This is a genomic window from Paenibacillus sp. EKM301P (genome assembly GCF_011800295.1).
Lineage (GTDB): Bacteria > Bacillota > Bacilli > Paenibacillales > Paenibacillaceae > Paenibacillus > Paenibacillus polymyxa.
This window is the reverse complement of the sequence record NZ_JAALFM010000003.1, coordinates 114639-136608: the sequence shown is the minus strand read 5'-3', so window position 1 is coordinate 136608 and position 21970 is coordinate 114639. Positions and strand designations below refer to the sequence as shown.

Below are 21970 nucleotides of genomic sequence, written 5' to 3'. Positions count from 1 at the left end.
TTTTGTTTATTGGTAGAGTACATGCGCGGATTAATCCGTTTGAATACAAAGAAGATGGGAGCTATTATCCAAATGTTTTTAAGTAATAGAAAACAGAGCAAAGTGAAAGTAGATGGCAAAGGAATTGCTAAAAGATGGGCTGTTTTAACGCTGGCAGGAGTATTATGGGTCGGTCCGGTTGCCGGAACTGGGGTTCTAGTCCCGTTAAATAATTGGATATATGCGCCAATCGCGAGTGCTGCCTCCGGTTCAACGGTAAAATTGGGTGAGGAGATCATTACTTCGGGCGCAACATTATTGAAATATCGTTTTAAAGGGTCCAAGGGAACAGCGCTGGCTGATATCGTTCGAGTAGACCTGCAAAATCCGTACGTAAAGCTGGATGTCATGACTGGGAAGAACGGACAGTTTACGACCCGTCAGAGTACAGGCGGTATGGCAAAAGAGACCGGTGCGGTTGCTGGTGTGAACGGGGATTATTTTAATACCTCTAGCGAGGGAGCACCGATCGGTGGACAGGTGTCTAAAGGGGTGTTGATGTCTACTCCCTCTGATTTAACAGGGATGTATGCCTTTGCTGTAACGAAGGATGGCTCACCGATGGTTGAGCAATTTACTTTTGAAGGTACAGTAAAAGCTGGTGATGGGTCTTCCTTCTCTTTGGCAGGGATGAATAAGGCTTCATACTCGCCTGAGACGAGTGGGAGCAGCTATAGTCACTCCAATGCTATGTATATTTATACATCTGCTTGGAAAGCAATTGAGCGACCTAAAAACAGTTCGACAACGCCTACTGAAATATTGGTACAAAATGGCGTGGTTACGCAAGTCTCCGAAAATGCTACATTGAATATGACTGTTCCGCAGGATGGCTATATTTTGCGTACACACGGTAAAGCAGCGGATTATGCCAAAGCGCATCTGACTGTGGGACAGACTGTAGAAACGAACTATCACCTTCGCGTCAAATCGACAGGGAGTGAAGTAGATCCTTCCAACCTACAAATGATGATCGGTGGACATACCATATTAGTAAATGACGGACAGAAGACGTCGTTCTCCCGAAGTACGACAAGTATAGGCGGGACGCGTGCGCGTACGGCTCTGGGATATTCCCGTGACAAGCGATATGCCTATGTCATCGCCGTTGAGAAGAATGGGAACAGCGTTGGTGTATCCTTGAGCGAGCTGCAAACACTGATGAAAGATATTGGTGTCTGGAAGGGGATGAACCTCGATGGTGGCGGCTCTACCACCATGGTAACTCGTGATTTGGGAGATACGACAGCGGGGCTTACATTCAATACAGAATATGGTACAGAGCAACGTAGCATCGTAAATGGAGTGGGAGTATATACCACTGCTCCTAAAGGAACGCTCAAAGGCTTTACCATCAAGGGCAATAAAACGCTGCTGATTGGTCAGAGCGGAAGCTACTCCTTCAAAGGCTACGACAACTACTACAATCCATTTGATACCTCGAAAGTACAAGTGACGTGGAAGTCCAGCAACCCAGCTGTTGTGTCCGTGAGCGGCGGTGTTGTGAAGGGGGCCAAACCGGGAACTGCTACTTTAACTGCATCCAGTGGCTCAGCCAGTGCGACAACCAAGGTCACCGTGCTTGGAGCAGATGAAATTTCATCACTTACTGCTGGAAGTGGGACAGGCTCGCTTACTGCAGGAGCTAAAATCGCAGTACCGATAACGGCCAAGACGAAAGATGGACAGAGTGTCAGCATTACATCAGATGCGCTCAAATGGGAGTTCATCGGCTTTAAGGGAAACGTTAAGGATAATCAGCTTACGGTAAATACAGTGGATGCGGGTGTGAAAACAGGCTATGCCATTGGTCGCTACGATGGTTTCAGTGCGGTTGTCTTCCTGTCCGCTGGCGGGGCAAGTACAAATAACTGGGAAAACTTCGAAAATGTTTCGTATCCGGTTGATTTCACTTCAAATGTGGAAGGTGTTACCGGTACAGCGGCTGTTGTACAAGGGGATGGAGACCATGCCAATTCCAAAGTGCTGGAGCTAAGCTACGACATGACGAACGGCAGTGGCAAAATGTATGCTTACGCTCAATTAAATGGCACATCCGGGAAGACGTTGGAGCAGGCAGCTACATCCATCTCGATTGATGTCAAAGGGGATAAGAGTCTGAACTGGCTGCGTGCGGAACTGGAGGATGCTCAAGGCAAAACGGCATATATTGATCTTGCCAAAGTGATCGACTGGAACGGCTGGAAAACGATTAACGCAGATATGAGCGGTTTGAATATTTCTTATCCGGCGAAGCTGAAACGTCTCTATGTGGTCAATGTAGCCGAGGGTCAGGATGAGCGCGCTAAGACAGGTAAGGTTGCTTTTGATAATATCTCTTTTAATACACCGGGGACGGTCGGCACAGAAGGACTTAAAAAGGGAACAGCTCAGATGACGATCGGTCAAAAATCAATGACGGTAAATGGAACGCCAACAACGATTGATGCAGCTCCGATGACTCGCAATGGTTCGACATATGTTCCAATTAAGTATGTGCTGGACGCATTTGGCGGACAAGCCAAATGGAATGCGGGCGATCAGCGGATCACCATTATGCGCGGTGGTGTGCTGATGGATTTGACTGTAGGAAAAAAAGAAGTGATTCTAAACGGAAAGCGTCAGAGAACTGAAGTTGCACCTATTGTACTGGGAGGCAGGACTTTAGTCCCATTAAGACTGGTGTCTGAACAGTTAGGAATGACTGTAAAATGGGAACAAGAAACGAAGACCATCACCCTCCAGTCATGATATGGTATGATATATACTTGAAATGCTAGGATTGGAGTAGAACATTTGTGGACTTTCAAGCCGATATCATAGACCGAGTCATTAAAAATGCCATCCAGGTGATGGAGAACAGCAAATATCAGATGTTCGAAATATTGGACACGGCCCGGACCGAACTGGTTACGTTAAATCAAGAGCTTCAGAGCGTATTGAAGGAAACGGCAGAAACGATCGAAAAAGTGGACCAGCTGGAAATGAACTATCGGCGGTCCCGAATTCGGTTGACTGAGGTCAGCCGTGATTTCGTCCGTTACTCGGAAGAGGATATCAAACAGGCTTATGAGAAGGCGACACAGCTTCAACTCGATGTGATGATTTTTCGCGAGAAGGAAATGTATCTCAAAGCCAGAAGAGATGATCTTCAAAAGCGGGCCAAAAGTGTCGAGGCTTCTGTCGAGCGGGCCGAAACTATCGGTTCGCAGATGGGGGTCGTGCTGGAATATTTATCGGGTGAATTGGGACAAGTGACGCGGATCATTGAATCGGCCAAGAATCGGCAGTTTATTGGTCTGAAAATTATTTTGGCTCAGGAAGAGGAGCGTAAGCGCATATCCCGTGAAATTCACGATGGACCTGCGCAACTCCTTGCGCATCTAGTGCTTAGGACGGAAATTGTGGAAAGAATGATTGCCAAGCAGGAATTTAAGATGGTTCAGGACGAAATAGTAGACTTGAAGAAACAAGTTCGCTCCAGTCTTGAAGAAATGCGAAAGGTCATTTTCAACTTGCGTCCCATGGCCCTGGATGACCTGGGGCTTATTCCGACGCTCCGGAAATATGTGCAGGATTTTGAAGAAAAAACGAAGATTAGAGCGCTTTTTGAAACAAGGGGCAAGGAACACCGTCTCTCTTCCGCGATGGAAGCAGCCATTTACCGTCTGATCCAGGAAGCTTTGACTAACGCTGCCAAGCATGCTTACCCTACCTATGTGCTTGTGGAGATTACCTACCAGGCACAGCTTGTAAAAATTGTTGTGCAGGATAATGGTCTGGGCTTTAAGCCAGAGCTTTTTCAGCAAAAAAGCAAAGACCATGGGCATTTTGGTCTGATTGGTATGCGGGAAAGGGTTGAACTGCTCGAGGGGAGAATGGAGATCGAATCAGCTGAGAATCAAGGCACCAAGATAGTGATTCATATCCCAACCAACGTGGAAAAGGGAAAGGAGTAACAACATGGAAAATCAGGAAATGAGTAATGCACCCATTAAAGTTCTCTTAGCGGACGACCATCAGTTGTTTCGTGAAGGACTTAAACGTATTTTGAATATGGAGGACGACATTGAGGTCATCGGAGAATGTGGCGATGGCATTCAAGTGCTGGAATTCTGCAACGTAGAGAAACCGGATATTGTTCTGATGGACATTAATATGCCAATTGAAAATGGTGTAGAAGCAACTGAAAAACTACGGGAGATGTTCCCGGATGTCAAAGTGATCATTTTATCCATTCATGATGATGAAAGCTATGTATTCGAGACGTTGCGCAAGGGAGCCAATGGCTATCTGTTAAAAGATATGGAAGCCGAGTCCCTCATTAATGCTATTCGTTCAGTACATGAAGGATATGCATTTATTCATCCGAAGGTAACGGGCAAGCTTATTCAGCAGCTTCGTCGGATGACTTACCTGAATGAAACAGGGGCTATGGCGGAAGGTCATACTAAGGAAGCAGGCGTGAAGTTTGTTGCAGGTGAAAATAATCCGCTGACTCGTCGTGAAGCAGAAGTGTTACGTCTGATGGCCGAAGGCAAGAGCAATAAGATGATTGGTGAATATTTATTCATTAGCGAGAAAACGGTCAAAAACCATGTCAGCAGTATTCTGCAAAAAATGGAAGTGGATGACCGTACACAAGCAGTTATTAACTCCATCAAATATGGATGGGTTACGCTGTAAAGTGTAGTCTTTTCATGTATTAGACGATGCAGCTGCCTAGATATGAATGCTGTACCGCCTCTCTTTTAGAGCGAGATATCCGCTCGTATGGAAGTCCAGTACATAACCGTGACACCTCTTCCTGTTATACGGCATATATTGTCGCTATAGGAGGAGGTGGAACCCTCGTGACGGCTCACTTGGTTTGGATATTGCTTATATACGGTGTGGGAGCTGCAGTCGTGCATCTCATGTATATACGACAGGCGGTTCAGGCTTATCACAATGGCGAAGATGCACACACGACATCGCTGAATCGTCGTGCGACTCGCTACATTGTGATTACATCCAATGATGGAGATCGTGTGGAATGGGTGATGCGTTCATTGAGTATCCTTGCCTGGCTACACCGGAGGCCGCTACATGTAACGGTACTGGATGATGAATCTATAGACGATACGCTACCGATTCTGACCCGGCTGGTGCGCTATAGTCATATGGATGTTTCAGTCATCTCATGTCGTTTTTCACCGGGGAACCCGGTTTTGCCGAAGTCAGGCGGTGAAAAACAGGTTGTTATTGATCTTAGAACAGCAAACCCGTTGGCGGGCGTCCCACTTGTTCCTTAGTGACAGGGATCTGTGGACATCGTGGTTAAAATCAGATATAAATATTTATAGACAGTTGCATATGCAAGACAATAGGGATTTCGTTGAAATCTGTTTGATGTGAAGCACACTTCAGGCTAATAGCCATGGAAGTGTGCTTTTTTGCTGTTCTCTAGGGTGATAAGAACTAGGAACAATGATGAATGAGAGGAGAGAACAAAGATGAAAATTGCAGTATATGCAGTCAGATATAAAGGGAATTGGAATCTTCGATTATCTGTGGATATTCGAGTAGATATGACATGGTGGTGGTGTCAAGATAAGCACCAGGAGAATGCTGTCGAAAGGTGGGTGTTATTAGGAGACGAGCTTCCCTTGTCTTGGGGAGTAAGCCTGTGTGGAGGATTTAGGGAGTTAGCAGAGATGGAGCGGTGGGGGGATCGACAATGGTGGGCCTATACTCTTGCACAGCTAAAGAATGAGTTGGTTCTTGAATCTTCTAATGGAGAACGGATCTTATCTGGAGGAGTAGACAATATATACATTTGGGACCGGCACCAAGGATGGGTTTCACGCACTCAACATGGGAATGAGGGACAAGAAACAATAGGAACTGTACGTTCTATTCAAAACCGGAAGCTCGCCACGGGAGTAAATGGATTGGATATGGAATGTTTAACACGACAAGCGAACGAGCTGACTCATTTGTTGGCAGGACGCCAGTTGCTTGTTCCTGAAGCTGAAGCATTGCTAGCAGAGGCAGCCCCGGATTTGGAGCATACTTGGCGTTCAGCTGCGCAACTTGCATATCTGCAAGGCCGACTCAGCTTTGCTGCTGGTCTGGCTCCAGCACCACGTGCGCGCTGGTCTGCCGCGCGTAGACAGGAACTCCGCTGCAACCGTTGTGGCAGCGGAAAGGTGCACCGCACAAGCTGCGCATCGTGCGGTCGTAAGGCGTGCGCCTACTGCGAGACATGTCTGACGCTTGGCCGCAGTCGTGAGTGCTCGTTGCTGCTGCGCGGTACAGCGAAACTTGCCATGCCGCGCACGGCAGAGGCAACCCCGGCGACGAATCTCGACCGCTGGGGGCTGAGCCCTGCGCAACGTGCCGCCGCCGAAGCAGCGCTGTGCTTTTTGGCCGCACCACCCGAAGGGGGGCGAAAATGCTCTCGCCCGGTAGGCCAATGGCAACGAGCGCGCGAATTATTCCGGCGCAGCATGCGTGCGCGCCAGGAATTAGGTGCTGCCGCTGCGCATGGCAGCACTCTTGCTCTCAACGAGCAGTCATCGCCCAAATCTGGCGAGCGTGCTTGGGAGATTGCTGGCCGGCAAGTACCCGATTCTGCGGCCGAACGATTTCTGCTCTGGGCCGTGACTGGCGCGGGCAAGACGGAAATGATGTTTCCGCTTTTACAGCATGTGTTGGAGCGCGGAGGGACAGCGCTCGTAGCAACACCGCGCCGTGATGTGGTATTGGAATTGGCACCTCGCTTGGCAGTTGCGTTTCCCCAGGTTAGCATGGTGACGCTTTATGGAGGGAGTGCAGAACGGTGGCAAAGGGGACAACTGACACTGGCAACAACACATCAGCTGTTGCGTTATCGCCACTCTTTTGATTTGGTTGTAATTGACGAGATTGATGCATTTCCTTATCACAATGATCCAATGCTTGCCTTTGCTGCCCAAGCAGTATGTAAGCGGGAAGGAAAGTTTATTTATTTGTCTGCTACGCCACCGCGCCCCTTGCAGAAAGAGGCTGCACGTGGTCAACTGCCACATGCCAAGGTTCCCGTTCGTTTTCATCGTCATCCCCTACCTGTCCCAATTCGTTTGGGGACTCCTCCAGTGCATCAGTGGCTGCAAAAAGGTCAGCTTCCTGCTTCATTTATTCAGCGCCTAAACGTATCCATTCAACGGGGGGCGCAGGTCTTTCTATTTGTGACACGAATCTCACATATTCAAGGTCTTGTGGAGCTGCTGATTAGACAATTTCCTGATATACCTATCGCCGGCACCTCATCGCAGGATGAAGAACGAACCACTAAGGTGCGTTTATTTCGGGCTATTGAAATACGTGTGCTGGTTACAACCACTATTTTGGAGCGGGGAGTGACTGTTCCGCGGAGTGATGTGTATGTACTAGACGCGGACAGCAGTCTTTTTGATGAAGCATCCCTTGTCCAAATGGCTGGCCGCGCGGGAAGATCTAAGGATGACCCATGTGGTAGTGTTATTTTTATATCCCCTCAATGGACTAGCGGTCAAAAGAGAGCGATTAAACAGATTAAACGCATGAATGCACTGGCTCGTAAAAAAGGATATCTAAAATTAATGAAGCACTAAATGCATTAAATAAAAAAAGTTTTTTTGGAAATGTGAAACCTGAAACAATGTCGGTACGTAAACTACCAAGAAAGGTGCATTTTGGTATGGGGATGATTCCAAGAACCCGTTTGTTTTTGAATTGGTTATTCCATTGTCAGTCGCAAACATGTGTTGCTTGCGGCACTCTCACAGGTCATTTTTCCGAATTTACTGGGCTTTGTACTCATTGCTCGACCCAAATTCCTTGGGTTTACAACATTCGTTGTGCACATTGTGGACGTCCGACGTCTTGTCCAGATTGCGTCAGGCCCGACCGATTAGTGCGTTATTATGTATGTAATCGGAGTGCAACCAGTTATACGCCGATGATGAAAGAATGGATTGGACAGTTTAAATACCGCGGCAATGAAAAGTTTGGCCCCCTGCTGGGCGAAATCATGAACCGTGCCTATCAGGCGATGAGACATGAGTTTGCAGGTCATAAATGTAATCGTTTCAAGCAATCTTTGTGGGATGTAGATATAGTGACCTGTGTCCCGGTAAGTGAAAAGAGGCTGACAGAGCGTGGCTTTAATCAGGCTGAAATTTTGGCAGAAGAGATTGCAAAGCGAAATAAGCTCCCCTTTCTACCTTTACTTGTTCGCCCGCAAGATACAGGCAAGCAAAGCTTTAAATCAAAAAATGAACGCATGAATACAATGAATAATGCATTTTCTGTTCATCCCAATATGATGAATTTGATGAAATCTTTTATTTTAAAAGTTGAATCTCGACGTGCTACGGAGGAGTGCACGCACTCCGTTACAATTTTGCTTGTAGATGATATTTATACAACGGGGAGTACATTGCAGGCGTGTGCACGTGTTTTGAGAGAAAAGGCATTAGAACGAGGAGTACATTTGGCTATCTTTTGCCTGACTCTAGCGAGATCATGAGTCTGAATTTCTATTATATTCCATAATTTTATGCTTGAAACTATGAAAAAAAGGTTATAATTCTTTTGAAAGAAGGATTAAATGATAGAGTATAAGCCTTTTAATCCGTACAATCAGCAGAATTTGACAACAAGCTAGAGAGAGGTATATAATAAAAATATAGAGACGAACAAAAAGTTAGGAAGTGAGGGATGAAATCAGAATATTTCAATTTAGAGGTTGATTTTTTTGGAAAAGAGGAGTACAATTTCTATCTGTTGATAGCTAACATGATTGGTAATAAGTGATCAGCTAACGACAAAAGAGCGGACATTGGGAGTGTCTCGCTCAGTAGTAAAGCAGTTAATTAAAATTTAAAGCTAAAAAGAGGAGAGAACAAAATCATGAAAAACGTAATGAAAAAAGTAGCGGTTTCTAGCATGCTGGCTATTAGCTTAGGTGCAGTATCTTTGTTGAGTCCACTTGCAACAGGTCAAGTAATGGCTAAATCCAGCTCCGATGACGAAGTACAACAATTGGAAGACCAAATCATGAGAGAACAACAAGAAGCTGCACAAAAAGCATTTGAAGCTAAGTTCTTTAAAACTGAAACTACTGAGAACACAACAACTACAACACCTGTTCAATCGACAACAGAGAACAACAACCAAACAACAACCACAAAACCAGCAACAACTACAACTGAAGCACCAGCAACAACTGTAAAAACAATCATTGTAAATGTTCAAGAAGGTGACACACTGGCTTCTATTGCTGAAAAATACGGTGTAACTGTCGAAGAACTGGTTAAAATCAACAACCTGGTTAAAGTTGGCCAAGAACTGCAAGTGCCACAAACAAACACAAATAAATAATTAACATTATAAACTGTTTTATAAAATGTATTTATTAAACCAAGCGTTTGACTATAGTATACGGGAAGGCCTCTATTAAAACAATGCTTTTTTTGAATAATTATTTGTAAAATTGCTTGTTTTTTTGGGCTGCAAATTTCCAATGGTACGTCTAGCTTAATTTCAGATAGCTTATAAGTTGAAATGATGTTAGGTGTATGAGATTTATGAATACCCACACTCCATGTGCGGAGCATTCGTATGGACGCCGATCCCCCGGATTTATAGTATTTTCTTGATTGTGTTCGGGGCACAGGTGAACATGAATTCTTCTGAGGATTGTTTCGCCCGGTTTTTCCCTCATTTTATTTCTACATTTTAACCATATTCATATATAGCTGTTTAATGATAATGAAGCGCTATTCCCGAGAATAACTGGAATGGCGCTTATTTTATTTTTTTCTCTAAAGTAGGGAGTAATGTTTGACGATAAATACTCACATGTAATAGGCTGGATTATGAGTACTTATTTGCCTCTGCATTTTATGTTGTTGCATATTAATGTACATATAATGGGAGAATTTTTGTCCGTTGATTCCTCTCTTATACTTTTACTATGATAACGAACAAAATGTGGAATTGTGTTAAAACTAAAAAAGAGTTTTGAAATATTTGCTAGACGAGGCTCTTCACTATAAGTTAATGTAAGGATAATAGTAATTAAAGACCGGAACTTGGAAAGGGGCGCTACAGAGGATGAATTTAGATAACTGTCCTCGCTGTGGAAAGTTGTTTGTTAAGAATGTCAGAGGAATCTGCCAGAACTGTATTAAAGAAATTGAGGTTGAATACGAGCACTGTGTCAAACATATACGTGAAAATAAAGGTATTCATATGCATGAGCTTTCGGAAGCTACAGGTGTCTCCGTTAAACAAATCACGACATTTATACGTGAGGGACGTATTTCCATTGCTAATGCGCCTAATATGACGTATCCTTGCGAGGTATGCGGGATACCAATTCGTGAAGGGCATATGTGCGATTCTTGTCGAACGCGTCTGACTAAAGACCTGAATCAGGCCATACGCGAAAGTAGTAATCAGGATCAAAGTAATAATATGGGCTCAGGTACCTACAGCGCGATTGACAAACTTCGTGGAAACTAGTACAGGGGAATTAAATACGCATTCAGCTATTCAAAAAGTTTCAAATACCGCCGATAATCTTTATAGAGCTTATCGGTTTTTTTATTTTAGCAACCATGCCCAAAATAAAGAAGTAAGGCATAATACGAACCATGTTCGACGCTATGTCGTCTGATACATTCTGACCATATCAAATAACTAAGGAAGGTGGAAGTTATGAAAATTAACGAGACCAACCGCATCGGAGCTATTAATCCATATCAGCGAAATATTGAAACAGGACGCCAGGAGGAGCTTAAGAAGTCCCGCCGTAAGGACGAGGTTTCCATTTCTCCAGAAGCAATGGAAATGCTGAACCGCAGCAGTGATGCAGACCGCGTTAAGAAAATTCAGGAGCTTAAGCAACAAGTAGCTTCTGGAACCTATCGTGTGGATGCCGATAAAATTGCAGAGAAGCTGTTACCTTTCTTTAAGCAGTCTTCCGAAAGCTAGGTGAAGGATATGCCTTTAGAGCGTTTGATTGGTGTGCTGGAACAGCTAGATCAAAAGCATCTTATTTTATTAGAACTGGCGAAAAGTAAAAAAAAGATTGTCATGGAAAATGATATGGATAGCCTGGTACAGCATTTGAACCAGGAATCCAGACTCCTTAAACAAGTAGAACAGTTGGAAGAAGCTCGTATGGAGGTTTCGTATGAGCTTCTTCGTGAACGTGGTATTAAGTCTCAGCTTAATTTGACTATAACCGAGCTGGCGCGCCTTGTCTTTGATCTAGAAGATAAGAACAAACTCCTCAGTGTCCAGAGCCGCTTATCCCACACTCTTTCAGAATTAAAGGAAATTAATGAAATCAATCAAAAACTCATCGAGCAATCGTTGGTGTTTATTGATTACTCTTTAGATCTACTTGTAGGACGTCCTAATCAGGAGATGACTTATATGCATCCTGATCAGAAGAGTAATCAACACGCACGACCTGGATTGTTTGACACTAAGGCTTGAGCCGAGGAGGAAAATAGAGTGCCATCCACATTTCATTCCATAGAAACAGCTAAAAGAAGTCTTTTTACACAAACGGCAGCTTTAAATACAACAGGACACAACATAGCTAACGCTAACACGGAAGGCTACACACGGCAGACGGTCAAAATGAAGGCTTCCATCCCCATGGAGGCTTACGGTATTAACCGTTCTAATGTACCTGGTCAATTGGGAACAGGTGTTGAATTTGACGCTATTGAACGTATTCGTGAAAAGTTCTTGGATAGCCAGTATCGCGGAGAAAATACTGAATTGGGTAGTTGGACAATCCGTAGTAATACGCTTGATAAGCTACAACAGATTATGAATGAGCCGTCCGATACAGGGATTCGGAAGGTTCTAGATAACTTTTATAAATCTTGGTCTGACTTAAGTAAAGACCCAGAAAGTGTGACTGCACGAACTATTGTTAAAGAAAATGCACTTGCCTTGACTGATGCAATGAATCATATGAGTAAACAGTTGAATAATTTATCTGCGGATTTAACCTCTAATGTGGAGGCTAAGTCTAGTGAGCTACAAAGTTATGTAAACTCCATAGCTGATCTGAACCAGTCGATTACTAAAATTGAAGGCTTAGGGGATAACGCTAACGATCTACGTGACCAACGTGATTTGATTGTCGATAAAATTTCAAAAATCGTTAATATAACGGTGACTGATACCGATCAAGGCTACAACGTTAATATGGGTGGTCAAGCATTAGTAGCTGGATTTGAACCGACTACTGGAATTAACGGTGCTTTTTTACAAGCAGCTTTTGCCTCTAATGATTTACAAGGTGGCGAAGTGCATGGAATGATTTTCTCAAGGGACCGATTTGTAGCTGATTACACAGCTCAAATGGATAACCTCGCCAACACATTGGCGACAGGTAATATCACTGTAACACTACCTAAAGGCTCAGTTTTGCCAGAAGGTACAGTACTGAATGGAGTGACTTATACTGGGACCAGCCGAACACTCCAATCGGATTTAACAGTTACAGTTAAAGGTCTTAATGGTTTGCATCAACTGGGTTATACCCAAGAAGATAAAGATGCTAATGGTAATATGGTTGCGGGTAAGCCTTTTTTTGTAACTTCAAATAATGGTGGGACCATAACAGCAGGTAATATCACGTTAAACACTGCTATAGTAGATAATCCTAACGCTATTGCAGCATCCCTTCGGGTAACAGGCACTGCTCCTACTGAGGAATTGGTTAAGGGTAATAATACATTGGCATCCTTGATGTCCAATTTGAAATTAAGCAATTTCACTTCGGTTTCTACAGGGAATACAGCTACTATTGATAGCTTCTTCAGTTCTATGGTTGGTCAGTTGGGGATAGAGGCTCAAGAGGCTACAAGACAGACACAAAACTCGACAGCTCTCGTATCTCAGGTAGAAACTATGCGTCAATCTGTGAGCGGTGTTTCACTGGATGAAGAAATGTCCAATATGATCAAGTTTCAGCATGCCTATAGTGCCGCTGCTCGGTTTATGACCACATTCGATCAATTATTAGATAAATTAATTAACTCCACGGGTGTAGTGGGAAGATAAGAATGGGGATTAAATATCTGGTGTTTATATACATAGGATATTTAATTACGGAGGGATATAACTATGCGAGTTACTAACAATATGCTAAGCTCACAGCTTTTGCTTAATTTAAATCGAAATTCTGAACGTATGAATAATACGCAGAACCAGATGTCGACTGGACGTAAGTTGAACAAACCCTCTGATGATCCTGTAGGCATTACGTATTCCTTAAGGTACCGATCTGAGCTGTCTTCAAATGAACAATACCAGCGGAATGTGGACAGCGCAGTGTCTTGGCTTGATTTTAATGATACGGTCATGGATCAGGCTGGCCAAATTATGCAAAGAGTACGTGAACTTACAGTACAGGCCTCCACGGGGACTAATCCACAATCTGCGTTGGACAGCATTAATAAAGAAGTTGGTCAGCTTAAGGAACAAATGATTGATGTTTTGAACAGTCAATTAAACGGAAAATATATATTCAATGGTCAGACTTATGACAAGAAGCCTTATGACCTCCCTTTGAACGCTGATAATACGCATGATACGTCTGGAGCAGCATTAATAGTTACGGATACTGGGAATGTTAACTTTATAGTGGGCGAGAATGTAGCATTGCCAATTAATGTTACTGGTAACGAAGTCGTAGGAACAAGCACAGATACTGATAATTTATTCACTATTTTTAATCAGCTATCTTCAGCTTTGGCAAGTGGTGATATTAAAACGAGCGGGGATCAACTAGCTAATATTGATTCGCGTGTGGATAAAATGCTGAAAGTGCGGTCGGAAATGGGGGCTAAATCCAACCGTGTGGAGTTAATGCAGAATCGCTTGAGTGATTTGGAAGTAAACTTAACAGACTTGCAATCTAAAACGGAAGATGCGGATTATGCTGAGCTTTTAATGAATTCCAAGATTCAAGAGAATATTTACAATGCTTCTTTGTCAGCGGGAGCAAAAATCATATCTGCATCATTAGTTGATTTCTTAAGATAGTCTAAGGAGGGGGAGAGATGGCCATCATTCCTACACTTCAGATCCGGCAAACTCCGGCTATCCTGCATATTGATGCAGACCCTGGGCAGTATTCGATTCGACAGCCTTCGGCTGATATGGAATTAAAGACACGACGTGCTCAACTTGAAATTCACCAGTACCAGCCACAGCTGACCATAGATCAAAGTGCGGCCTTCTCTGCCTATAATGGTGGCAATTACCTTGAGATGAATAATCGGATTTATTCAGGATTGCCGCAGATTTTTTTGCAAGCTCTTGCGCATAAAGTGGAGCAAGGCAACCGAATGGCGGCGATTCACATTCCTGGCAATACTGTAGCCAATGTTTATGGAGAGGATATAGAAACGCATGTGCTTCCTGAATTTAGGGGCCCGGCATCTATGGATAATGTCGATATTCGTGTTGAAACACGTGCACCTGATATTACATATACACCTGCTGTATCGGAAATGCATGTGACCGTTAATCATCCAGAGATTGAGTATACTCGGGGGAAACTAGAGATTTATATGCAGCAGTATCCATCTGTGGCCTATATTCCGCCTGAAATTGATGTCATGATGTAAAATAAGTTAAGGTTATAGAGGTTATTCAAGCCATCTATAGCCTTTTTTTAATAAAACGTATAGATCTGATTAAATATTGGAGGAATATTAGTGATTATATCCACATCTATTTGGGGTGACCTTGAAGTTAATGAAAAAGAAATATATCGTTTTGAAAAAGGAATTCCGGGATTTGAGGAGACGACTGAATTTGTGTTGCTTGATCAAGATGAGGCACCCTTTTACTATCTCCAGTCCCTTCAGCAAAAAGAACTCTCTTTTGTTGTAGTGGATCCTTTTATTTTTTATCCTGAATATGAGTTTGAACTCCCTGATAGCGAAGCAGAAGAACTGAAGATTGAATCTAATTTGGTCGTTCGCAGCATACTAACATTACAGGAGCAGGTGGAAAACTCAACGATTAATCTATTGGCACCTCTAGTGTTCAATCCCGATAATAGGCAAGCCAAGCAAGTTGTTCTGCACCAGTCTCCCTATCAGACCAAGCATTCACTGCAACCCGTTAAGGAAGACAAAACCGTCCGCTCAAAGGAAGGTGAATAAGCATGCTGGTACTTTCGCGTAAGAAAGGCGAATCTATTATTATTCAGGATCACATTGAGGTCACGGTGCTCGGAGTAGAGGGAGATACTGTTCGTATAGGAATTTCAGCACCCAAACAGATGGACATTTTTCGCAAAGAAATCTATTTATGCATTCAAGAGTCCAATCGTGAATCTGCTGCCCATACGCAGACAAATTTAGATGCTTTGCGCAAGATGATAAATAAAAATAACGAAAAATAAAAAAAATCCTAAAATGCTATTAAAAGTTCGACGAGAATGTCGATATATATAGTACAAGCTATTGCGGAGGGGCGGCCGACTTCAACGGATAGCTGTAACAACAATAAACCACATGGATGTGGGACATTTACCTTCAGGGAGGAAATTTAAAATGATTATCAACCACAATATTGCTGCAATGAACACGCACCGTCAATTGAATGCAAACACTACTAACACGAACAAAGCAATTGAAAAATTGTCTTCTGGTCTTCGTATCAACCGTGCTGGTGACGATGCTGCTGGTTTGGCAATTTCCGAAAAAATGCGTGGTCAAATCCGCGGTTTGGATATGGCTTCCAAAAATGCTCAAGATGGCATTTCTTTGATCCAAACAGCTGAAGGCGCACTGAACGAAACACACAGCATCCTGCAACGTGTTCGTGAATTGGCTGTACAATCTGCGAATGATACGAATACAAACGATGACCGTGCTGAGCTCCAAAAAGAAGTAGCTGAATTGACTAAAGAAGTAAATCGTATCTCTACAGATACTGAGTTCAATACTAAAAAATTGCTGGATGGTGCTGGTATCAGTAGCGCAGTGTTCCACATTGGTGCTAACGCAGGCCAAGCAATTACATTGTCAATCGGAAACATGGGTGCTGCATCCCTGGCAATTGATGCGGTTGATATTTCTACTCAAACAGGTGCGAATGCTGCGATTTCATCTTTAGATGCGGCTATTAAAACAGTATCTTCCGAGCGCGCTAAACTGGGTGCAAACCAAAACCGTTTGGAGCACACAATCAACAACCTGGGAACTACTTCCGAGAACCTGTCTGCTGCTGAATCCCGTGTTCGTGACGTAGACATGGCTAAAGAAATGATGAACCAAACGAAAAACAATATCCTTGCTCAAGCTTCCCAAGCTATGTTGGCTCAAGCAAATCAACAACCGCAAGCAGTTCTTCAATTGCTTCGTTAAGTTTAATCGAATATCTTTATCGGGAACTCTCATCTTTTTTGATGAGAGTTTTCTTTTTTATGCCCTCTGAACTAATTACTCATCGAAATATGACCGATATAAGGAGTAACGATAATTATTCTTTTGGTGAGAGGAAATTCTGATATATGTACAAAACAATTGCATTATGTATGATTGTGAAAAATGAGGAACAGTATTTAAGAAGATGCCTAGATAGTGTAAAGGACAAAGTGGATCAAATTATAATTGTAGATACAGGTTCGACAGATGCAACGGTGGATATAGCGAAGGAATATACAGATGAGGTTTATAACTTTAAATGGGTTAATGACTTTTCTGCTGCGAGAAATGAAGCAATTAAATATGCGACATCAGATTATATTTTGATTATGGATGCAGATGAATATTTGGATGAGGGCTCAGACCTAAAAGCGGATGTAAGTTCAGAATGTGATTATTATTTCCTGAAAGTTCATAACCTGCTTTCTCAGGGTCAAAAAATAGAGAATACCTCTATACGACTTTTCGCTAATTTTAGGGGGCTATATTATCGCAATCGGCTGCATGAGCATTTAAATAATTTAGACGAGGATAAGAAGGCATTTACGAGCGGCTTTGGAAAATCCTATCTTTACCACACAGGGTACACAGATGAAATGATGCAAGATAGAGATAAACAAAAAAGAAATTTACCTTTAATGCTGCAGGAAGTAAAAGAAAATCCTAATGCCTATAATTTGTTTAACATGGGCAGAACCTATAAGTGGGTTGGGGAGCATGAAAAGGCAGTACACTATTTTAAAATGGCATATCCATTAAGTACGAATTTGATTATTGTATCTGATCTTATAACCAATTTAAGCCAATGCTTAATTTCTTTAAAACGAGAGTTTGATGCTTTACAAATACTTAATGATGCTACTGTTCTGTATCCTAATGAAACTGATTTACGTCACACCCAAGCGCTGGTGTTCTTGGAGGTTCATTATTATAAAGATGCAATAGCAGCATTAAAAACTTGTTTACAACTTGGTGATCAAGGAATAACAATAACAGAGGGCAATGGAACCTATATGGCATATTATAGGTTGGCTGAATTATATGAAAAAAATTATGGCTTTTCGAAAAGCTATGATTACATTGTGGAAGCGATAAAATTGAAGAAACATTTCATACCTTCGGTTGCGAAGTATTTTCAGATTGTTACTCTGGCAAATATTCCATTAGAAGATGTTTATCAAAATTTTAATCAGATTTATCGTATCTCTGATGTCAGTGAATTAAAGACTCTTCTAGAAGTGCTTTATTCATTGCGACACCCTCTATTAAATAGATATCTCAATGACTATCAGATTAACTCGGAAGCAAATGTTTCAACTGTGGCAACTCAGTACGATAAGCAATACGACAAAGCAAAATTAATGTGGTTAGGAATGGAGAATATTAATGCCGAGAATGGTGAAGATATTTTGCTACTTGCACTGATTCTCAAAGATTCTGAGCTATTCGAATTATCCAGATCTTATTTGAATTTAAGTGTAAAAGAAGCAAAGGTGCTTCGAAGCATTATTATGAACCACGAAATAGATACACCGAAATTTACAACATACTTGGAAAATAAACTGGAAAACCTAGTTGATCGCTTGTTGGTACTTCAAGAGTATGAAAGCTTCCAATGTATTTTAGAGTATATTTGGTTGGGTTCTTTAGAACTTAAATGTAATACTTTAGAAAAAATGATGAAGTATGGTTTTAATGAAGTAGCTATTGATCTTTTAGTCAAATTATTCGAGGTTCATCCTACTGATGCGAAAATAATAAGATTATTGGGAGATGCTTGTTTGAATTCCGGTTATCTGGAAGATGCGCAGATTCTTTATACAAAGTTATTAGATCTTTCCCCTGAATATAGCTCTTATGAAAGAAGCTATCGTTTGTACGAGCAATTAGAAGACAAGGAAATGATGAAAAGTATTGTTGAGAGTATTAAGAGTAAATTCCCACTTTGTTTGTGGGTTCATGAAATAGCTAACTAAGGAAGGTGAGGGAATGAAAGTTAGAGTTGCTGTCATTGGGACAGGTAATATGGGTCTTCATCATATACGGAATTTATACCATAATCCTAATGTGGACTTAGTTGGTGTGGTAGATATTGATGAAGAACGAATAAAGCAGGCGCAAAAATTGTTTAGTGTGGAAGGGTTTAAAGATTACAGAGAACTTGTAGGGAAAGTTGATGCAGTAAGTATTGTAACACCAACAAGTACGCATTATGAGATTGCTAAGTTTTTTCTTGCAAATCATATAAATGTTCTTTTGGAAAAGCCCATTACTCAAGAGATCCACGATGCTGAGATGCTTATTGAATTATCAGAGAGAACGGGAAGTCGACTGGCTATTGGGCATATAGAGCGTTTTAATCCTGTCATGACAGAATTGAAGCAGCTACTTAATGACAAAAAGCCAGTTTATATAGATATTCATCGAGAGAGCCCTTTTGATCCTCGGATCTTTGATACGGATGTGATATCTGATCTCATGATTCATGACATTGACTTAATATATTATTTGCTCAATGAACCTGTACAGGTTATATCTGCCCAGGCTGTATGTGTTCATTCTGATAGAAATGATTTAGTAAATGCACAACTTATAAGTCGAAGCGGTGTTCTTATTAGCATAACGACAAGCCGCGCTACTGAGCAAAAAATAAGGTCATGGAGAATCATTATGCCCGAGAAGTTAATTGAAGCAGATCTTTTAGAGCGTAAGCTTTATCTAACCCGTAGAACATCAGTAGGAGTGGACTTATTTCAAACAGGCTTTGATCACAAATATACACAGGAGCAGATTACTGCGAAAGTCTTAGTTGCTAATCATGAGCCATTGCACATGGAAATAAATGATTTTATTAAATCTATACAAACTGGGGTTGCCCCCCAAACTGGCGGAACTGAAGGGCTTCAAGCCTTGAAAATAGTAAAAGAAATTCAAAAAGCGACAACAGGAGTTTCAAAATCGTGGGAATCACAAGAACAGGAGCTGAATATAACGATATGAGACACATTTCCATAGCAAAGCCATCGATAGGAACAGAAGAAATTGAAGCCGTAACTCGAGTTTTGGAAAGTGGACAGTTAGCTCAGGGAGAGACGGTTTACCAATTTGAGAGAGAGTTTTCTGAGCATTTTGGTTATACAGGATCAGCAGCGGTTGCCAATGGTACTGCAGCTTTGCATGTTGCTCTATTGGCTGCAGGTGTAAAGCCAGGAGATAAGGTTCTAACTACTCCATTCACCTTTGTAGCAACTAGTAATGCTATATTATATTGCAATGCAGTCCCTGTTTTTGTTGATGTAGACGAGGCCAGTTTTAATATTTCACCGGAAGCTATACGTAAGGCAGCCAATGATTTTCCCGAGGCAAGATATCTTGTGCTTGTTCATTTGTTTGGACAATCTTGCGAAATGGACAAAATAGTTGAAATAGCTAATGAATTTAATCTAACCATTATTGAAGATTGTGCTCAAGCGCATGGTGCAACTTATCAATCCAAGCCAGTAGGTACATTTGGATGTGGTGGCACGTTTAGCTTTTATCCTACCAAGAACATGTCTACTGGGGAGGGGGGAATGATTGTTTCTCAGGATACACAGTTCTTGGATACTAGTAAATTGCTAATCAATCATGGTTCAAAACAAAGATACGTACATGAAGTACTTGGCTATAATTATAGAATGACTAATATTGCGGCAGCTATCGGTATTGAGCAACTCAAGAAAATTGATCAAATGAATTCTGCTCGAAGAAAAAATGCGGAATATTATTTCTCCAATATACACAACAATCTGGTTACGTTACCATTTGTTCATAAGTATTCACATCATGTGTTTCATCAATTCACAATAACGACTACCTATAGAGATCAACTCGTAAGCTATTTAACTGAAAAAGGAATTGGGACGGGTATTCATTATCAATTACCAGTCCATAAGCAATTGCATATAAAAGAGTACTTGGCATCTGTTAAACAAAAGCAGTATTCATGTCCTACAGCAGATAAACTATCAGAGCGGGTTCTGTCTATTCCTGTGAGCCCTGCGCTGTCCATGGAAGACCTTGAGTATGTGGTTCAGACAATTAATAACTTTTCTGTATAACTGAAATTTAGCATTGGTAGGGTGATTTTAAATGGAAATTGAATTATGTATGGACCCCATATTGTTATCTTCTATAGCGGAACAATTTAATTGCGAAGTTTTAGGAGAAGATATTCTTATTTCGAGATTTGGTAATTTATCCACTAGGACAAATATGCCTCAAATGCAGCTAAGTTATACTAATTCTGAAGTGTATACAGAACAATTTAATAAATCTAATATTGGGGCCTGTATTGTTCATAGCTCCTTTGTAAAGTTGAAATTATGTAGTTCAGCAAAAAGTTATTTAATAACTGATGAGAATCCTGAGCAGTTGTTCTATCGTATTTTCATGTATTTTGTTCATGAAAATACATTTCAAGTTGTAGAAGAACGAAGAGGAGCTAATATTGTTTTAGCGAAGACAGCGGTGATAGGAGAATCAGTTGCTATTGGGGATGATTGCGTAATAATGGATAACGTAATCATCATGCCTAACACTATTTTGGGTGATCGGGTCGTTATAAAACCGAATACAGTTATAGGTGGAAATGGATTTCAAGTGAAAGATATAGGTGGGAAGAGGAAAGTTATACCGCATGTAGGTGGTGTCTATATCTCTGATGATGTTGAAATTGGATCATGTGTTACGATTGATAAAGGTTTATTTGGTGAATTTACAAAAATTGAAAGTGAAGTAAAAATAGATAATCATGTAAATATAGCGCATTCTACTTGTATTGGTAAGAAAACTTTGATTGCTGGGGGAGTAATGGTAGCAGGAGGAGTTTCCATAGGTACAAGTGTATGGTTGGGTATACAGGCTTCAGTAAACCAACTTTTGACTATTGGGGATTATAGCTATGCAGGAGCTCATGCAGCTATAGTGAGGTCAGTGAGAGCACATCAGAAGATAGTTGGTGTCCCTGCAAGAGCAATCGGATGGCTATGTAGTTGTGGAAATGATTTATATCCAGCAAAAGAACCTTCAGTCTGGATTTGTCCCCAGTGTGAAAGTCACTATATGTTGAATGATAGTGGAAATATAAATAAACAATAGAACCTGCAAGTTAAAGAATGGGAAAGTCTTAAGGAGATGAAAGACTATTATTACAAAAACGGAATAGGTATAATCGATTACTATAGCGATATTGAGAAGCTAAATGTACTTAGAAATGAAATGGTTGGACTGAGCAGTGATGAAGAAATATTTAGTTGTATTAACATCCTGGTGGAATTCATTATTGGAAGCCAAAAATATCTAATGTACCAAGAGTTCGAACAACTAACAGAGAGGGTCACTACAGTTATTGAGTATTGTAATGGTGAGTATACACGAGAAGAAATGATTTCACTATATTAAGGAGT

Annotated in this window: 20 protein-coding genes; all 20 read left to right on the top strand. The window is 41.6% G+C overall.

Features of this window, described 5'->3' with window-relative positions; translation table 11 throughout:
* The first annotated feature begins 72 nt into the window (after positions 1-72).
* Complete coding sequence (locus HFD99_RS08810; RefSeq protein WP_123797724.1) at positions 73-2790, top strand: stalk domain-containing protein; 2718 nt, start codon at positions 73-75, stop codon at positions 2788-2790.
* A gap of 47 nt (positions 2791-2837) precedes the next feature.
* The gene (locus tag HFD99_RS08805; protein WP_013373402.1) at positions 2838-3998 is read left to right on the top strand and encodes a sensor histidine kinase; all 1161 of its coding nucleotides are present in this window, start codon (positions 2838-2840) and stop codon (positions 3996-3998) included.
* A 4-nt stretch (positions 3999-4002) separates the two neighbouring features.
* Entirely contained in the window at positions 4003-4725 is a 723-nt protein-coding gene (locus HFD99_RS08800) for a response regulator (protein WP_013373401.1), read from the top strand.
* 167 nt (positions 4726-4892) lie between these two features.
* Positions 4893-5333 (top strand): hypothetical protein, encoded by a 441-nt coding sequence (locus HFD99_RS08795; protein ID WP_017427118.1) that lies wholly within the window; start codon positions 4893-4895, stop codon positions 5331-5333.
* Positions 5334-5534: 201 nt separating this feature from the next.
* On the top strand, positions 5535-7655 hold the full coding sequence (locus HFD99_RS08790) for a DEAD/DEAH box helicase (protein ID WP_123797723.1): 2121 nt from the start codon (positions 5535-5537) through the stop codon (positions 7653-7655).
* Between the two features lie 347 nt (positions 7656-8002).
* The gene (locus tag HFD99_RS08785) at positions 8003-8572 is read left to right on the top strand and encodes a ComF family protein (RefSeq protein WP_090888717.1); all 570 of its coding nucleotides are present in this window, start codon (positions 8003-8005) and stop codon (positions 8570-8572) included.
* Between the two features lie 383 nt (positions 8573-8955).
* A complete protein-coding gene (locus HFD99_RS08780) occupies positions 8956-9426 on the top strand; it encodes a LysM peptidoglycan-binding domain-containing protein (protein ID WP_123797722.1) in 471 nt (156 codons plus the stop codon).
* 735 nt (positions 9427-10161) lie between these two features.
* Positions 10162-10572, top strand: a complete 411-nt coding sequence (locus HFD99_RS08775) for a TIGR03826 family flagellar region protein (protein WP_016822916.1) — start codon at positions 10162-10164, stop codon at positions 10570-10572.
* 195 nt (positions 10573-10767) lie between these two features.
* A complete protein-coding gene (gene flgM / locus HFD99_RS08770) occupies positions 10768-11043 on the top strand; it encodes a flagellar biosynthesis anti-sigma factor FlgM (protein ID WP_016822917.1) in 276 nt (91 codons plus the stop codon).
* Positions 11044-11052: 9 nt separating this feature from the next.
* Positions 11053-11553, top strand: a complete 501-nt coding sequence (locus tag HFD99_RS08765; protein WP_025365993.1) for a flagellar protein FlgN — start codon at positions 11053-11055, stop codon at positions 11551-11553.
* Between the two features lie 18 nt (positions 11554-11571).
* Entirely contained in the window at positions 11572-13140 is a 1569-nt protein-coding gene (gene flgK, locus HFD99_RS08760; RefSeq protein ID WP_044786133.1) for a flagellar hook-associated protein FlgK, read from the top strand.
* A 63-nt stretch (positions 13141-13203) separates the two neighbouring features.
* The gene (gene flgL / locus HFD99_RS08755) at positions 13204-14124 is read left to right on the top strand and encodes a flagellar hook-associated protein FlgL (RefSeq protein ID WP_123797721.1); all 921 of its coding nucleotides are present in this window, start codon (positions 13204-13206) and stop codon (positions 14122-14124) included.
* A 17-nt stretch (positions 14125-14141) separates the two neighbouring features.
* Positions 14142-14711 (top strand): DUF6470 family protein, encoded by a 570-nt coding sequence (locus tag HFD99_RS08750; RefSeq protein ID WP_123797720.1) that lies wholly within the window; start codon positions 14142-14144, stop codon positions 14709-14711.
* A gap of 90 nt (positions 14712-14801) precedes the next feature.
* Complete coding sequence (gene fliW / locus HFD99_RS08745) at positions 14802-15254, top strand: flagellar assembly protein FliW (RefSeq protein WP_016822921.1); 453 nt, start codon at positions 14802-14804, stop codon at positions 15252-15254.
* Between the two features lie 2 nt (positions 15255-15256).
* On the top strand, positions 15257-15496 hold the full coding sequence (csrA, locus tag HFD99_RS08740) for a carbon storage regulator CsrA (protein WP_123797719.1): 240 nt from the start codon (positions 15257-15259) through the stop codon (positions 15494-15496).
* Positions 15497-15647: 151 nt separating this feature from the next.
* The gene (locus HFD99_RS08735) at positions 15648-16463 is read left to right on the top strand and encodes a flagellin N-terminal helical domain-containing protein (protein WP_040102729.1); all 816 of its coding nucleotides are present in this window, start codon (positions 15648-15650) and stop codon (positions 16461-16463) included.
* A 146-nt stretch (positions 16464-16609) separates the two neighbouring features.
* Complete coding sequence (locus HFD99_RS08730) at positions 16610-18499, top strand: glycosyltransferase family 2 protein (protein WP_102998464.1); 1890 nt, start codon at positions 16610-16612, stop codon at positions 18497-18499.
* Between the two features lie 13 nt (positions 18500-18512).
* Complete coding sequence (locus HFD99_RS08725) at positions 18513-19523, top strand: Gfo/Idh/MocA family protein (RefSeq protein ID WP_102998465.1); 1011 nt, start codon at positions 18513-18515, stop codon at positions 19521-19523.
* Positions 19484-20623, top strand: a complete 1140-nt coding sequence (locus tag HFD99_RS08720; RefSeq protein ID WP_202984355.1) for a DegT/DnrJ/EryC1/StrS family aminotransferase — start codon at positions 19484-19486, stop codon at positions 20621-20623. The genes HFD99_RS08725 and HFD99_RS08720 overlap by 40 nt, the downstream gene beginning before the upstream one ends.
* Positions 20624-20654: 31 nt before the next feature.
* Positions 20655-21662 (top strand): hypothetical protein, encoded by a 1008-nt coding sequence (locus HFD99_RS08715; RefSeq protein ID WP_123797718.1) that lies wholly within the window; start codon positions 20655-20657, stop codon positions 21660-21662.
* The last annotated feature ends 308 nt before the right edge of the window (positions 21663-21970 follow it).